General features: G+C 71.3%; 17 protein-coding genes. 12 read left to right on the top strand and 5 right to left on the bottom strand.

What is annotated here, in order from left to right; all coding sequences use genetic code 11:
• Positions 1-462 (top strand): Clp protease N-terminal domain-containing protein (locus ACFU53_RS04830; protein ID WP_383986078.1); only part of this gene is annotated, 462 nt, incomplete at its 5' end.
• 75 nt (positions 463-537) lie between these two features.
• Complete coding sequence (locus ACFU53_RS04825) at positions 538-1545, top strand: DMT family transporter (RefSeq protein WP_383986076.1); 1008 nt, start codon at positions 538-540, stop codon at positions 1543-1545.
• A gap of 185 nt (positions 1546-1730) precedes the next feature.
• Here ACFU53_RS04825 and ACFU53_RS04820 read toward each other — a convergent pair whose 3' ends face one another.
• Positions 1731-2417 (bottom strand): pyridoxamine 5'-phosphate oxidase family protein, encoded by a 687-nt coding sequence (locus ACFU53_RS04820; protein ID WP_383986074.1) that lies wholly within the window; start codon positions 2415-2417, stop codon positions 1731-1733.
• Positions 2418-2452: 35 nt separating this feature from the next.
• On the opposite strand from ACFU53_RS04820, the gene ACFU53_RS04815 reads away from it, so the two are divergent.
• Complete coding sequence (locus tag ACFU53_RS04815; RefSeq protein ID WP_383986072.1) at positions 2453-3784, top strand: aminotransferase class I/II-fold pyridoxal phosphate-dependent enzyme; 1332 nt, start codon at positions 2453-2455, stop codon at positions 3782-3784.
• Between the two features lie 125 nt (positions 3785-3909).
• Here the strand turns inward: ACFU53_RS04815 and ACFU53_RS04810 are convergent, their stop codons facing one another.
• On the bottom strand, positions 3910-4839 hold the full coding sequence (locus ACFU53_RS04810; RefSeq protein ID WP_383986071.1) for a DMT family transporter: 930 nt from the start codon (positions 4837-4839) through the stop codon (positions 3910-3912).
• A 75-nt stretch (positions 4840-4914) separates the two neighbouring features.
• Here ACFU53_RS04810 and ACFU53_RS04805 point away from each other — a divergent pair, with 75 nt between their 5' ends.
• On the top strand, positions 4915-5826 hold the full coding sequence (locus tag ACFU53_RS04805; protein ID WP_383986069.1) for a LysR family transcriptional regulator: 912 nt from the start codon (positions 4915-4917) through the stop codon (positions 5824-5826).
• Positions 5827-5907: 81 nt separating this feature from the next.
• On the opposite strand, the gene ACFU53_RS04800 is transcribed toward ACFU53_RS04805, so the two are convergent.
• Positions 5908-6375 carry a pyridoxamine 5'-phosphate oxidase family protein gene (locus ACFU53_RS04800; RefSeq protein WP_383986067.1) on the bottom strand — a complete coding sequence of 156 codons (468 nt, stop codon included), beginning with the start codon at positions 6373-6375 and terminating at the stop codon, positions 5908-5910.
• A 108-nt stretch (positions 6376-6483) separates the two neighbouring features.
• Here ACFU53_RS04800 and ACFU53_RS04795 point away from each other — a divergent pair, with 108 nt between their 5' ends.
• A complete protein-coding gene (locus tag ACFU53_RS04795; protein WP_383986065.1) occupies positions 6484-7158 on the top strand; it encodes a cysteine hydrolase in 675 nt (224 codons plus the stop codon).
• A gap of 100 nt (positions 7159-7258) precedes the next feature.
• Here ACFU53_RS04795 and ACFU53_RS04790 read toward each other — a convergent pair whose 3' ends face one another.
• Positions 7259-7765, bottom strand: coding sequence for a Rieske (2Fe-2S) protein (locus tag ACFU53_RS04790; protein ID WP_383986064.1), 507 nt, complete (start codon positions 7763-7765; stop codon positions 7259-7261).
• Positions 7766-7966: 201 nt separating this feature from the next.
• Here ACFU53_RS04790 and ACFU53_RS04785 point away from each other — a divergent pair, with 201 nt between their 5' ends.
• The 7 genes from ACFU53_RS04785 to ACFU53_RS04755 all read left to right on the top strand — a co-directional run bounded on the left by ACFU53_RS04785 (position 7967) and on the right by ACFU53_RS04755 (position 14177).
• The gene (locus ACFU53_RS04785) at positions 7967-8737 is read left to right on the top strand and encodes a HipA family kinase (RefSeq protein WP_383986062.1); all 771 of its coding nucleotides are present in this window, start codon (positions 7967-7969) and stop codon (positions 8735-8737) included.
• A complete protein-coding gene (locus ACFU53_RS04780; RefSeq protein ID WP_383986060.1) occupies positions 8734-9144 on the top strand; it encodes a DUF3037 domain-containing protein in 411 nt (136 codons plus the stop codon). Before ACFU53_RS04785 ends, ACFU53_RS04780 begins: the two co-directional genes overlap by 4 nt.
• A gap of 191 nt (positions 9145-9335) precedes the next feature.
• Positions 9336-10097 carry a 3-oxoacyl-ACP reductase FabG gene (gene fabG, locus ACFU53_RS04775; protein WP_383986058.1) on the top strand — a complete coding sequence of 254 codons (762 nt, stop codon included), beginning with the start codon at positions 9336-9338 and terminating at the stop codon, positions 10095-10097.
• Between the two features lie 12 nt (positions 10098-10109).
• On the top strand, positions 10110-10877 hold the full coding sequence (locus ACFU53_RS04770) for an SDR family oxidoreductase (RefSeq protein WP_319243876.1): 768 nt from the start codon (positions 10110-10112) through the stop codon (positions 10875-10877).
• Positions 10878-11065: 188 nt separating this feature from the next.
• Complete coding sequence (locus tag ACFU53_RS04765; protein WP_383986056.1) at positions 11066-12646, top strand: ABC transporter substrate-binding protein; 1581 nt, start codon at positions 11066-11068, stop codon at positions 12644-12646.
• A gap of 132 nt (positions 12647-12778) precedes the next feature.
• Positions 12779-13462 carry a uracil-DNA glycosylase gene (locus ACFU53_RS04760; protein ID WP_383986054.1) on the top strand — a complete coding sequence of 228 codons (684 nt, stop codon included), beginning with the start codon at positions 12779-12781 and terminating at the stop codon, positions 13460-13462.
• 181 nt (positions 13463-13643) lie between these two features.
• On the top strand, positions 13644-14177 hold the full coding sequence (locus tag ACFU53_RS04755) for a hypothetical protein (RefSeq protein ID WP_383986052.1): 534 nt from the start codon (positions 13644-13646) through the stop codon (positions 14175-14177).
• Positions 14178-14415: 238 nt separating this feature from the next.
• On the opposite strand, the gene ACFU53_RS04750 is transcribed toward ACFU53_RS04755, so the two are convergent.
• A complete protein-coding gene (locus tag ACFU53_RS04750) occupies positions 14416-14913 on the bottom strand; it encodes a hypothetical protein (RefSeq protein ID WP_383986050.1) in 498 nt (165 codons plus the stop codon).
• Positions 14914-15018 lie beyond the last annotated feature (105 nt).

Here is a 15018-nt window from a genome sequence, read left to right as displayed (position 1 = left end):
GGTGCGCGCAGACGGGCCCTCCGTGACGGGGATCGGCAGATCGACACGGCTCACCTGCTGCACTCGCTCGTGGAGTCCGACCCCGAGGCCCGCGTCGTCTTCGACGGCCCGCAGGTCGCCCGGCTGCTCGGCTATCTGGTGCAGCGCAGCATCGGCTACGGACTGCGCTGGCAGATCGGTGTCGAGGACGCCGGCGTCGTCCCGGGGGCGCCGGGCACACCCGGCTGGTCGCCGGTGGCGGCCCGGGCGATGACGCAGGCGTACGACCGTGCCGTGCGGCGGGGGCAAGGGTCGGCCCACGGTGTCGATCTGCTCGCGGTGCTGGTCGCGGCCACCGGGTCGCGGGCCGTGGAGGTGCTGGGCAACGTGGGTGTCGATGTGGCAGTGGTGGCGCGGCGGATCGCGAGGACGGGCGAGGGCCGGGTCGACGGGTACGTGGGGGGCGGGGACGGAGGCCGTTGATCCGCGTGCACCTGGGGTCCAGTCGGTGAGACAGGTGTCATCGGTGGTGACGCTCCTGTCGTCGGCTGTCATCATGTGCCGGTGCATACGTCTCAGGGGAGTCAGGGGCAACGCGGGCGGGGTGTCGGGCTGGTGCTCGCGCTCGGGTCCGCGGTCGCCTTCGGTGGATCGGGCACCGCGGCCAAGCCGCTCATCGAGGCGGGGCTCGACCCGCTGCACGTGGTGTGGCTGCGGGTCGTGGGCGCCGCGCTGGTGATGCTGCCGCTGGCCGTGCGCCACCGGGATCTGATGCGCCGGCGGCCCGCGCTGCTCGTCGGTTTCGGGCTGTTCGCCGTGGCCGGTGTGCAGGCCTTCTACTTCGCGTCGATCTCCCGCATCCCCGTCGGCGTCGCCCTCCTCGTGGAGTACCTCGGGCCGGCCATCGTCCTCGGCTGGGTGCGGTTCGTGCAGCGGCGGCCGGTGACACGGGCCGCGGCGGTCGGGGTCGTCCTCGCGGTCGGTGGCCTCGCCTGTGTCGTCGAGATCTGGTCGGGGCTGAGCTTCGACCCGCTGGGGCTCCTGCTCGCGCTCGGGGCGGCCTGTTGTCAGGCCGGGTACTTCGTCCTGTCCGACCAGGGGAGCGACGCGGGCGCGGAGGCGCCGGATCCGCTCGGGGTCATCGCTTACGGTCTGCTGGTGGGTGCGGTGGTGCTCACGGTGGTGGCCCGGCCGTGGGGGATGGAGTGGGCGGTGCTCGGGGGTGTCGCGCGGATGGACGGTACGGCTGTTCCGGCGTGGTTGCTGCTCGGATGGGTGGTGCTCATCGCCACGGTGCTCGCGTATGTCACCGGGGTGGTGGCTGTGCGGCGGCTTTCTCCGCAGGTGGCGGGGGTTGTGGGATGCCTCGAGGCGGTCGTGGCGACCGTGCTTGCGTGGGTGCTGCTGGGTGAACATCTGTCGGCGCCGCAGATTGTCGGTGGGGCGGTGGTGTTGGCCGGGGCGTTCGTCGCGCAGCGGTCCGCGCCCGGGAAGAACTCGCCGAGGCCGGTGGCGTCCGGTGGCGAGGGGATTGAACCTGAGCTGTCGGCGGGGCGTGGCCGATGACGCCGTAGGGGCTTCGTGTTCTGCGGACTGCGGACTGCGGACTGCGGACTACGGACTGCGGACTACGGACTGCGGGTCGTGTCTGGTTGCTCGCGCAGTTCCCCGCGCCTTGAGGGGCGCGCACAGTGGGCCGGCGGGCAGACGCCTCGCCCTTGAGACGCGGCCTCACCCCGGGAGATTTCGTATTACAGGGCCTTGAGGTAGTCGGGGAGTTCGGTGCCGGGGGCCAGGTCGGGGTCCGGGATCGGGGTCTCGTAGCCCTTGCGGAGGGGGACGACACCGGCCCAGTGGGGGAGGGCGAGGTCCTCGGGCTCGTCGTTGACGCCGCCGACGCGGGTCTTGGCGGAGACCTCGTTCAGGTCGAGGCGGATCACGGCGGTGGCCGCGAACTCCTTGCCGTTGGCGGGCCGGGAGTCCTGCGAGCGGCCCGGCACGACGTGGTCGACGAGGGCATCCAGGGCGATTCGCCGCTCCTCCGGGTCGGTGACCTGGTGGGCGGTGCCGTGCACCACGACCGAGCGGTAGTTGATCGAGTGGTGGAAGCCGGAGCGGGCCAGGATCAGCGCGTCCACGTGCGTGACCGTCAGGCACACCGGGAGGCCGGGGTCGGCCTGGCCCGTCATGCGCAGCGGGCGCGAGCCCGTCGAGCCGTGCACATAGAGCGTCTCGCCGACCCGGCCGTACAACGTGGGCAGCACCACCGGGGCGCCGTCGCGGACGAAGCCGAGATGGCAGACGTACCCCTCGTCGAGTATCGAGTGCACCAGTTCCCTGTCGTACGAGGCCTTCTGCGCGGCCCGGGTGGGGACGGTGCGATCGGTGGGGGTGTAGGCGGCGGGCGGTGGTGTCGTCGACTGCGGGGTCCCCGTCATTGCGCTCTCCATTGCACTAGTGCATAATCTGATTTGTGCTAGGAGAATACATGGTCACGGGGCGGCGTGCCGCGGAGATTGCGGCGAGCGTCGAGCGGGCGGTGGGAGCGGGCGAGTTGGAGCCCGGTCAACTGTTGCCTCCCATGCGGGAGTTGGCAGAACGGCTGGGGGTGAATCCGAATACCGTCGCGGCCGCCTATCGCACCCTGCGTGAGCGCGGGGTCATCGAGACCGCCGGGCGGCGGGGGAGCCGCGTGCGGCCGCGGCCGGCGACGACGGGGCGCGAGTACATCCGGGTGGACGTGCCGGAGGGCGTGCGCGACCTCGCCGACGGCAATCCCGACACGACGTTGCTGCCGCGCCTCGCGGAGGTGTTCGCGGCGGCCGCCGAGCAGGGCGATCGCGAACCGGTGCTGTACGGATCGGGGGCCGTGGAACCCGAGTTGGCGCGGATCGCGCGGGCCGGCCTGGACGCCGACGGAGTGCCGGACGGGCCGGTCACCGTCACCTCCGGGTCGCTCGACGCCATCGAACGGGTCCTGGCCGTGCATCTCAAGCCCGGGGACGCCGTCGCCGTCGAGGACCCCGGGTGGGGGAGCGTGCTCGACCTCGTCCCGGCGCTCGGGCTGCGCGTCGTCCCGGTCGGTGTCGACGACGAAGGGCCGCTCGCCGACGGCGTACGAAAGGCGCTGGAGGCCGGGGCGCGGGCCCTGATCGTCACCGACCGGGCACAGAACCCGACCGGCGCGGCCGTCGGCGCCGCACGCGCGCGTGCCCTGCGGGCCGTGCTGAGGGCGCATCCGGAGACCCTGCTCATCGAGGACGACCACGGCTACCGGATCGTCGACCAGCCCCTCCATCCGCTGGCCGGGGTCACCCGCAGCTGGGCCTTCGTACGGTCGGTCGCCAAGGCGTACGGCCCCGACCTGCGGCTCGCGGTGCTCACCGGGGACACCGTCACCGTCGACCGGGTACGGGGACGGCAGCGACTCGGGCCGGGCTGGGTGAGCCGGCTGGTGCAGCGGGCCGTGGTGCGGTTGTGGTCCGGTGGTGCGGTGGACGCCGCGGCCGTGGCGGCGGCGTACGGGCGGCGACGGGACGCGCTGATCGGCGCCCTCGCGCGGCGCGGGGTCGAGGCTCACGGGGCCAGCGGGATGAACGTGTGGATCCGGGTCCCGGACGAGACCGGCGCGGTCGCCCGGCTGCTGCACGCCGGCTGGGCCGTCGCGCCCGGGGCACGCTTCCGGATGAGCGCCCCGCAGGGGATCCGGATCACGGTCTCCACCCTCACCGAGGAGGAGATCGGGAGGGTGGCGGACGCGGTGGCCTCGGCGGTCGGGCCGGGGGTGGGTGGGGGGTACGTGTGACGTCACGGTCGGCGGCCGCGCGTGGGCTCATGGCCGACGGCTGCCCGCGCCCCTCGCGGACGGTGCTCGGGCGACGTCACGCACAGCGAACGAGTGTGCGGTACCCGCGGCGAACGAGTGCGCGGTCAGGTGCGAGGCCTTGCCTGCGTCAGTGCCGCGCCCGCCAGGACGATCGCCGCGCCGACCGGGGTGGACCAGCTCAGGGACTCGCCGAGGAGCGCGACGCCGGCGGCCGTCGCGATGACCGGGATGAAGTAGGTGACCATCTGGGCGGTCGTCGGGCCGACCGCGGAGACGAGGCCGTACTGGACGAGCATGGCGACACCCGTGCCGAGGACGCCCAGCGCGACGACCGCCAGCAGGGGCAGGACCGGGAAGCTGCTCGGCAGGGTCGTGAACAGCGGGGTGACGAGGGCCAGTTGGACGGTGGCCAGCAGGAGTTGGGCGCCGGTGAGGGAGAGGTGCGACGCGGTGGTGCCGGCCAGGGTACGGCGGACGTAGATCCAGCCGATCGGATAGCTCAGCGAGGCCAGCAGGGCCATCACGGTGCCCGAGGCGTCGAGGCCGCTGAAGCCCTGCCAGGCGCCGAGCACGGTGAGCACACCGAGGAAGCCGAGGCCGAGACCGGCGACCCGCACCCGTGTCGGGCGGTCCTCCGAGAGCGCGACCAGGGAGAGGGCCATGCCCCACAGCGGTGAGGTCGCGTTGCAGATGCCCGCCAGCGTGGACGGGATGGTCAGCTCCGCGTAGGCGAAGAGCGAGAACGGCAGCGCGTTGAGGAAGAAGGCCGCCACCGTGAGGTGCCCCCAGGTGCGGGCGCCGCGCGGCAGCCGCTCCCGCTTCACCGCCATCGCCGCCGCGAGGACCAGCGTGCCGAACAGCAGCCGGCCGAAGGTGACCTGGAAGGGCGCGTACGCCTCCGTGCCCACCTTGATCAGGAGAAAGCTGAAGCCCCAGACGAGGGAGAGGAAGGCGAAGCGCAGCCGCCAGTCGACGGTGGCGCGCGGGCGTTCGGGGGTGGGGGCGGGAGTTCGGGTGGGGGCGGCGGTGGTCATGCCCACAACGATGGCGCCGAGCAATCTCGTAGCACAAGCGAGAATTGATGAGCTTAACATCGTAGTATTGCTTATATGTTGAACCTGGAGCGCCTGCGCACCCTTGACGCCCTCGCCCGGCACGGCTCGGTCAGCGGGGCGGCCGACGGGCTGCATGTGACGACCTCGGCCGTCTCGCAGCAGATGGCCAAGCTGGAGCGGGAGGTGGGGCAGCGGCTCCTCGCCAAGAACGGACGAGGCGTGCGCCTCACCGATGCGGGGCGGCTGCTCGCCGAGCACGCCGCGCGGATCCTCTCGCAGGTAGAGCTGGCGCAGGCGGACCTGGAGGCGCAGCGGGGGCAGGTCGTCGGCGAGCTCCGGCTGGCCGCGTTCCCGACGGCCGTCCGGGGGCTGTTTCCCGCCGTCTTTCGCGCGCTGCGCGACGACCATCCGGCGCTGCGCGTGCGGTCGCGAGAGCTGGAACCCGAACTCGCGATCAACGCGGTGATCCGGGGCGACGTCGACCTGGCCGTCGTCCTCGACTGGTACAACAAGCCGCTGCCGGTGCCCGAGGGGCTCGCCAGGGCCGCGATCCTCGACGACCCGGTGGAGGTGGCGCTACCCGAGGGCCACCCGCTCGCCGGGCGGGACGAGATCGACCTGCGGGAGCTGGCGGAGGAATCGTGGGTCGCCTGGCCCGAGGGCGAGTTCTGCCATGAATGGCTGCTCTACACGCTGCGCGCCAACGGCATCGAGCCCCACATCGCCCACCGGGCCGGTGAGCACCACACCCAACTCGCACTGGTCGCCGCCGGGTTGGGCGTCTGCATCGCGCCCCGGCTCGGCCGCGACCCGATGCCGGCCGGTATGCGGACCGTTCCGGTGCGCCACCGGGTCCACCGCAGCGTCTACGCGGTGTGGCGCGCGGACGCCGACCGGCGGCCGTCGATCAGGGCGGCGGTGGAGGCACTGAGGGCGGCAGGGCGCGCGGGCGGGGCGGGGAGCTGAACCGGCGGGCAGGCCCTGAAAGTTGACCTCGGCGGTCGCAGCGCTGTCGGTTCGCGGAGCCGTCGAGCACGGAACCGCCCGTCACGGCGATCCCAGTTTGCGGAAGTCCCAGGAGGCGATCGCATCCGGGGTCAGCCGTAGCCAGGCGTGCCTGCCGTCGTGCGGCATGTCGTCGATGCCGAAGTTCTTGCGGGCGAACAGCCGCTCCACTTCGACGAGTTCGGGGGCCGGCTCGCCCGTGCGGGGCGCCTCGCCGACGAACTCGACGGCGCCGGACAACTCGACGCCGCGCAGTTCGCCGTACTCCTCGCCCGCGTCGACCACGACGGCGACGCGCGGATCGTGGCGCAGCGCGGACCAGCGTTTGCTGCGGGTGATCGAGTAGAGCCAGAGCGAGGTGCCGTCCCAGACGAACCAGAGCGGGCTGATGTGCGGGGCTCCGTCGGACGAGACCGTCGCGACCCGGCAGGTCCGCTGGGCGCTCAGGAACTCGTCCAGCTCGGCGGGCTCCATCATGATCTTCCTGCCCCGGCGCTGCGTGACGGTCATCGATATTCCCTCCGCTGGCGTGGCGTCAGAAGAGCATCGGTCGTCTTCCGCCCATGTGCAAGGGGCGTTACGCTCGCCCGCCCGATCGCCGGCGACAAGGGGAACGTCATGCCGTCGTACGCGAGTGAGTCGAAGAGGCAGCGGGAGCTGAGCGGGCTCCTCGATGCCACCACCACCGTTCTGCTCACCGTCGAGTGCCAGCGGGGTGTCGTCGGGCCGGACGGCGCGCTGCCCGAACTCGCCCGCGAGGCCCGGTCGTCGGGGGCACTCGCCAACGTGGCCCGGCTGGTCGCCGCGGCACACGAGAGCGGGGTGCAGGTCATGCACGCCCTCGCTGAGCGGCGGCCGGACGGGCGGGGCGCCAACCGCAACGCCCGCCTGTTCCGCGCGGCCGAGCGGTTGTCCGTACGGCAGTTGACGGGCACCGCGGCCGTACGCGTCGCGCCGCCCATCGAGGTCGCCGAGGAGGACCTGGTCGTACGGCGGCTGCACGGGCTGTCCCCGCTGGCGGGCACCGACGTGGACGCGCTGCTGCGGAACCTGGGGTGCCGCACGCTGATCGTCACCGGGGTCTCGGCCAACGTGGCCGTGCCGAACGCGGTGTTCGACGCGGTGAACCTCGGTTACACGGTCGTCGTGCCCGGCGACGCCATCGCGGGGGTGCCTGCTGACTACACCCCCGCGATGATCCGCCACACCCTCGCGTTGGTCGCCACGGTCGCGACCACGGACGAGGTGCTGGCCTGTTTCGTACGGCCGGAGCGGCGGGGTGCCGGTACCTGACAAACATTGGGTCGGCGGAGTGGTCGCCTAACAGACGTTTGGCGGGTCACAGTGGTCACCTGACAAACGTCGGGCCGGTTGAACCGCTACCTGACAAACGTTAGGCCAGCATGATCGACTCGCCGGAGACGCTGACCTCCTTGGCCGGCAGTGCCTTCGTCGCCGGGCCGCTCTTCACGCTGCCGTCGGCGATCGAGAAGTTGCTGTTGTGACAGGGGCAGTTGATCACGCCGTCGGAGATCGACTTCACGGCGCACCCCTGGTGGGTGCATGCGGAGGAGAACGCCTTGTAGGTGCCCGCCTCCGGCTGGGTGATGACGACGCCCTCGCTCTCGAAGATCTTGCCGCCGCCCGCGGGGATGTCCGAGGTCTTGGCGATCTCCGTGCCGCCCGCGCTGTCGCCGCCGCTCGCGCTGCCGCTACTGGCCTCGGCGGTCGAGTCGCTGCTCGCGCTGCCGCCGGCCCCGGCGCCGGACGAGACCGAGGTCGAGGAGTCGTCCTCCGACCCGCACGCGGTCAGCGCGACGGCGAGGCCCGCCACGCCGGCCGCTGCCATGACGGTGCGACGGCCGGGGATCGAAGCGGGTTTGGTCGTTTCGCTGGTCATGCTGACGGTTCCTTCCGAGAGGGCTTTGCACTTTCGCCCATGGATACGGCGGGCCTGTGCTTGAACGTTCAGGCAGGGTGCACATCTTGGCCTGTCCGGGATCACAGCGGCGTCAAAAGCAGCTGTCCGAAAGCTGTCGGTCGCCGACGCGGGCGGACGGGACGCCTCCGGTGGCCTCCGGCACGTCAGTAACCTGGGGCGATGCTCAAAGAAGTCAGCGCGACCCGGTACATCGCGCCGTTGCGAGAAGGTGGCTCGTTGCCCGGTCTCGTCGAGGCCGACGACCGAGGGACGTATGTCCTGAAGTTCACCGGCGCCGGTCAGGGCCGCAAGACGCTCGTCGCGGAGGTCGTCTGCGGTGAGCTGGCCCGGCGGCTGGGCCTGCGCGTGCCCGGCCTCGTCACCGTCGACCTGGACCCCGTCCTGGGGCTCGGCGAGCCCGACGAACAGGTGCAGGAGCTGATCAAGTCCAGCGGCGGGACCAACCTGGGCATGGACTTCCTGACCCGCGCCATCGGCTTCGACCCGCTCGCCTTCGAGGTGAGCCCCGAGGAGGCCGGACGGATCGTCTGGTTCGACGCGCTGATCAACAACGTCGACCGCTCCTGGCGCAACCCGAACCTGCTGATGTGGCACGGCGAGCTGTGGCTCATCGACCACGGCGCCACCATGATCTGGCACCACCACTGGCCCGGCGCCCGCACCTCCGCCGCCAAGCCGTACGCCGCCGCCGACCATGCCCTCGCGCGCTTCGGCCCCGATGTCGCGGCAGCCGCCGCCGATCTCGCGCCCCTGGTCACCGAGGACCTGCTCGCCGAGGTGACCGCCGAGATCCCGGACGTCTGGCTGACGGACGAGCCCGGCTTCGAGACGCCGGACGCGCTGCGGCGGGCGTACGCGGAGCCGCTGCTCGCACGGGCCGTCGGCATTCACGAACGCATCGAGGGGATCAAGATCGAGGGGATCAAGTGAGCGACCGCTTCCTGGGGACCGGGGCGACCGGGCAGGACGTCTACGAGTACGCGCTGCTGCGGATCGTGCCCCGGATCGAGCGCGGCGAGTGCTTCAACGCGGGCGTACTCGTGTACAGCCGCTCCCGGGCCCTCGTGGCGGCCCGTACGCACCTCGACGAGGCCAAGCTGCTCGCCCTGGACCGCGGGGCGGACGTGGTGGGCGTACGCGCCGCGCTGCGCGCCGTGGAGGGCGTGTGCGCCGGGGGAGAGGCCGCCGGGCAGGCCGCCGACGACGACGCCGGACGGCGGTTCCGGTGGCTTGTCGCGCCCCGTTCCACGGTCGTCCAGGCGGGACCCGTGCACACTGGGCTCACCGCTGACCCGGCGGCGGAGGCCGAGCGGCTGCTCGCTCTGCTGGTGAGGTGACGGAGACGGGTCGGTGGCCGATGGCGGACCGCCGACCGGCCGCCGAAAGGCCGACGTAAGGGATCACACCTGGTGGAGCGTTGACACCGGGTGCCAGGACTTCTAGCGTCACGTGTGCTGAAGGTACTAAGCGGTCGCTCACCGAACGGGGCACCGCAGGAGCCGCATTCCAAAGGCGAGGAGAACCAGCAATGTCCACCACTGAGCAGCGTGTCGCCGTGGTCACGGGTGGCGCGCGCGGCATCGGCGCCGCGACCGCCGTACGACTGGCCGCCGAGGGGCGTGCCGTCGCGGTGATCGACCTCGACGAGGCCGCGTGCAAGGACACCGTGGAGAAGATCACCGCAGCCGGCGGCAAGGCGCTCGCGGTCGGCTGCGACGTCTCCGACGAGGCCCAGGTCGAGGCCGCCGTCACCCGGATCGCCGAGGAGCTGGGCGCCCCGACCATCCTGGTGAACAACGCGGGAGTGCTCCGCGACAACCTGCTGTTCAAGATGAGCGCGTCCGACTGGGACACGGTCATGAACGTGCACCTGCGCGGCGCCTTCCTGATGGCCAAGGCCGTCCAGAAGTACATGGTGGAGGCCAAGTTCGGCCGAATCGTGAACCTGTCCTCGTCGTCCGCGCTCGGCAACCGGGGCCAGGCCAACTACTCCGCGGCCAAGGCCGGTCTGCAGGGTTTCACCAAGACCCTCGCCATCGAGCTCGGCAAGTTCGGCGTCACCGCCAACGCCGTCGCTCCCGGCTTCATCGTCACCGACATGACCGCCGCCACCGCCGCCCGCGTGGGTATGGGCTTCGAGGAGTTCCAGGCCGCGGCCGCCACCCAGATCCCCGTGCAGCGGGTGGGCCGGCCGGAGGACATCGCCGGAGCCATCGCCTACTTCACGGGCGAGGACACCGGATTTGTCTCCGGCCAGGTGCTGTACGTCGCCGGCGGACCGCTCAACTAGGGGATCGGGAACATGACTTCGGTGGAACTCCCCGAGCTTTCGGGCAAGGTCGCCCTCATCACCGGCGCCAGCCGCGGCATCGGCTACGGCATCGCCGAGGCCCTCGTCGCGCGTGGCGACCGGGTGTGCATCACGGGCCGCAACGAGGACGCCCTCAAGGAGGCCGTCGAGCAGCTCGGCGCCGACCGCGTCATCGGCGTGGCGGGCAAGGCCCACGACGAGGCCCACCAGGCCCTCGCCGTCGAGCGCACGATGGAGGCCTTCGGGCGCGTCGACTTCCTGGTCAACAACGCCGGTACGAATCCGGTGTTCGGACCGATCGCCGACCTCGACCTGAACGTGGCCCGCAAGGTGTTCGAGACGAACGTCGTCTCGGCCCTCGGCTTCGCCCAGCGGACATGGCACGCCTGGCAGAAGGACAACGGCGGCGCGATCGTCAACATCGCCTCCGTCGCCGGTGTCTCCGCGTCGCCGTTCATCGGCGCGTACGGCATCAGCAAGGCCGCCATGATCAACCTGACCGTGCAGCTGGCGCACGAGTACGCGCCCAAGGTGCGGGCCAACGCGATCGCGCCCGCCGTGGTGAAGACCAAGTTCGCCCAGGCCCTGTACGAGGGCCGGGAGGCCGAGGCCGCGGCGTCCTACCCGCTCGGCCGGCTCGGCGTGCCCTCCGACATCGGCGGCGCCGCCGCGTTCCTCACCTCCGAGCAGTCCGACTGGATCACCGGCCAGACCCTCGTGGTCGACGGAGGCATCTTCCTCAACGCCGGGGTGGGCTGACAGAGTACGGCGGGTGCCGGTGCATGATTCATCGAACATCTCCGGCGCCCGTCCGCACCCCTCACAGGGGCTCGACAACGCCGTCACAAGCGGATTGATCAAGGGCTTTGCCAGCCGAGCGGGAGCAGCTCGCGGGGCCTGCGGTATCGTTCGCCCACTCTTGGTACGGCATTTCGAGGAGCATGCGCGTGTTCAACCGGAACCGATACTTGCCGCCACTCGCGGTGATCGCGTCCATATCCATGGTGACCGGGTGTGGTGTGTTCTCCTCGGACGCCTCGGACGACGCGGACCCCATCGTGGTGGGGACCACCAGTATGCCGAGCACCCTGGACCCGGCCGCGGCCTGGGACAGCTCCTGGGAGCTGATGCGCAACGTCTTCCAGCCCCTGCTCGGCTACGCGCCCGGCGCGTCCGAGCCCGAGCCGGACGCCGCCGAGAGCTGCGAGTTCACGGACAGCTCCAGCACGGTCTACAGCTGCACGCTCCGCGAGGGCCTGACGTTCTCGGACGGGCACGCGCTGGACGCGAAGGCCGTCAAGTACTCGTTCGACCGGATCAAGAAGATCAACGTCAACGGCGGTCCCGCGGGCCTGCTGACGACCCTGTCCCGGGTGCAGACGAAGGGCGACCGCGAGGTCATCTTCCACCTCAGCCAGCCCGACGCGACCTTCCCGCTCGTGCTCACCACGCCCGCCATGTCGATCGTGGACCCCGAGGAGTATCCCGCGGACAAGCTCCGCGAGGGCGGGGAGATCAACGGCTCCGGGCCCTACAACCTCGCCTCCTACGACGAGGGCAAGACGGCCGAGCTGGTCAGCAACGAGAACTACAAGGGGCTCGCTGAGCGCAAGAACACCGCCGTCACCATCGAGTACTTCCAGCAGTCGGACGAGATGGTCAGCGCCCTCAAGAAAAAGGACATCTCGGTCATCTACCGGGGTCTCGGTGCCGCGGACATCGTGGACATCCAGGCCAACCACGACGAGGAGGGGCTCCAGATCGTGGAGAACCCCACCACCGAGATCAGCTACCTGGTGTTCAACCCGAAGGACACCTGGGCGAAGAACCCTGCGGTTCGCAAGGCGGTCGCCCAGGTCCTCGACCGCCCGGCGCTCGCCCACAACATCTACAAGGACACCGTCGAGCCGCTGTACTCCATGATCCCCAGGGGTCTGGTGGGCCACACGACGGGCTTCTTCGACGACTACGGCAACCCCAGCGCGACCAAGGCGAAGTCCATCCTCGCCGAGGCGGGCATCACCGAAACGGTTCCTCTCACGCTCTGGTACACCACGGACCGTTACGGCTCCCAGACCAAGCCGGCCTTCGAGGAGCTGAAGCGGCAGCTGGAGGCGTCCGGTCTGTTCTCGGTCACGCTGAAGAGCCGTCCTTGGAAGACCTACTCGCAGGGCTACCAGAAGGGCGAGTACCCGGTCTTCGGGCGTGGCTGGAACCCCGACTTCAACGACGCCGACAACTTCATCGCCCCCTTCGTGGGCGAGCAGAACGCGCTCGGCACCCCGTACGACGCCCCCAAGATCACGGACAAGCTGCTGCCGGAGTCGCGCGCCGAGAGCGACCGCGGTGCCGTCTCCGAGGAGTTCGAGCAGGCCCAGCAGATCCTCGTGGACGACGCGCGGCTGATCCCGCTGTGGCAGGGGAAGGCCTACACGGCCGCCAACGAGGAGATCGCCGGTCTTGAGAACGTCATCGACCCCGCGACGATGATGGTCATGTGGAACCTGTCCTGGAAGACCAGCTGGTAGTTGTGGGGGAGGCGCCCGATTGTCAGTGGGCGCCTGTAGGTTCTGTGCTCTGACGACGGCCGCGTCTCACGCGGCCGTCCATGGCCGCGTGTTCCGCGGCCGTGAAGTGAGCGCACACCGGAGGAAGTCGACGTGACCGACATCGCCATGCTGCCCGAGTCCTGGCACGGGGTCCTGGGGGACGAGCTGCAGCAGCCCTACTTCAAGGAACTCACCGAGTTCGTCGAGGAGGAGCGAGCCAAGGGTCCCGTCTACCCTCCGCGCGAGCAGGTCTTCGCCGCCCTCGACGCCACGCCGTACGAGCGCGTGAAAGTGCTGATCCTCGGGCAGGACCCGTACCACGGCGAGGGCCAGGGCCACGGCTTGTGCTTCTCGGTGCAGCCGGGTGTGAAGACCCCGCCCTCCCTGCGGAACATCTACAAGGAGATGCAGGCCGAGCTGGGCACCCCGATCCCGGACAACGGCTATCTGATGCCGTGGGCCCAGCAGGGCGTGCTGCTGCTCAACGCGGTCCTCACGGTCCGTTCCGGTGAGGCCAACTCGCACAAGGGCAAGGGCTGGGAGAAGTTCACCGACGCCGTGATCCGCGCGGTGGCCGACCGGCCCGACCCGGCGGTCTTCGTGCTGTGGGGCAACTACGCGCAGAAGAAGCTCCCGCTGATCGACGAGGAGCGCCACGTCGTGGTGAAGGGCGCGCACCCCTCGCCGCTGTCGGCCAAGAAGTTCTTCGGCTCCCAGCCGTTCACGCAGATCAACGAGGCCGTCGCCCGGCAGGGCCACGAGGCGATCGACTGGACGATCCCCAACCTCGGCTGACCGGCCGCTCGTCCGCCCTCGCCTGCTTGTCCGCGTGCCTGCCCGCCCGTCCGACGGCCCGCCGTACGGCTGCAGGGGCGCCCCCGCGGCCGTACGGAGCGGCCTGACAGGGATTGCCGGTACCTGCCGTTAGCGTCGGGAGGGACAGGCGGGGCAGGGGGCGACGAGTGCGGAGGACGCGGTGGTGGAGCGACAGGAGCAGGTGGCGCCGGACGCCATGATGACCCGTATCGGGCAGGCGGTCATGCTGCACCACGGGGGTGACCGCGAGGAGGCCCGGGACCGTCTCCTGAAGCTGTGGACGGAGATCGGCGAGGGCGGCACCCCGCTCCACCGCTGCACGCTGGCGCACTACATGGCCGACACCCAGGACGACCCGGTCGCCGAACTGGCCTGGGATCTCAGGGCGTTGTCGGCGGCCGACGAACTGTCCGACGGCCGGCCGGCGGAGCATTCCACGGAGCACCACGAGGAGCTCGCGGTGCGCGCCTTCTACCCCTCGCTCCACCTCAACCTCGCCGCCGACTATGCCAAGCTGGGCCGCCACGACGCGGCCCGCAGCCATCTGCGGCTGGCCCGGGGCGCGCTGGCCACGCGGGGGGAAGACGGTCACGGCGACGCCGTCCGGGCCGCCCTGGTCCGGCTGGAGGCCCGGCTCGACGAGGCGGGCCCTGCTGCAGGGGAGACACCGGGGCCGCCGAGACAGCGGCCCTAGCGACAGTCCACGCGCCCGCGTCGGGTTGCGCGCCCGCCGTGCGCCCGGTGTCCCGCGCCGGGGCGTACGACGGCCCCGGGGTGCGGATGCCGGGACCGGGTTGCGCGCCCGCTCCGGGTCGGGTGCCCGCTATGGGGCGCATGACCGTTCGGGTCGGGTGGCCGTCAAGGGGCGCCCGCCCTGCCCTGGATCCGGTGCCCGCGCCGGAGCGCGCGCCCGCCGAGGGGCGTCGGGTGCTTCAACGGCCGTAAACGTCCTTGCAGATGGCCGCCTGCGGGGTGTCCTTGCCCCAGCCGCCGTACTTGTGGCCGAGTGCGCACACGTCGGAGTTCTTCGGCGGATCCGTCGGGATGGTCTTGGGGAGGGGCGGGATCTCGACGTGGGGCCGGGACTCGGGCGGTGGTCCGTGCCGCTCGGGGGGACCCTGCCGCTCCTCCTGGGGCGGCGGGGGCGCGGCGGGCGTGGGTGTGACGGCTTCGGGAGTCGACGCGGCGGGTTTCGATGTCGTGGACGCACTCGGGGTGGGTTCCCGGGGTGGGCCGATCAGTTCCAGCGCCTCCCGCGCCGGGGCCTGCACGATCTGTGTCTCGGTGGTGCCGTCCGGGCGGGGCTCGGACGGCCGGGACGGCACGGGTGACGTCTCGGACGGGGGCGGGTGGTGCGCGGTCACGCAGCCGGTGAGGGCCGAGACGGCCACGGTGACCAGGAGCGTTGCGGTGGTGGTCGGTCGATGCACGCGCGCAACTCTGCTGTGTCCGGGCCGTTTTGGGGAGGGAACGGGCGGAGGATGCCCCCACACGGGTGACGCCCGGGCCCGCCTGCGACGCCGCGCGCCCCGCCC

Source organism: Streptomyces sp. NPDC057474 (assembly GCF_042802555.1).
Lineage (GTDB): Bacteria > Actinomycetota > Actinomycetes > Streptomycetales > Streptomycetaceae > Streptomyces.
This window is presented reverse-complemented; position numbering and strand designations above follow the sequence as displayed.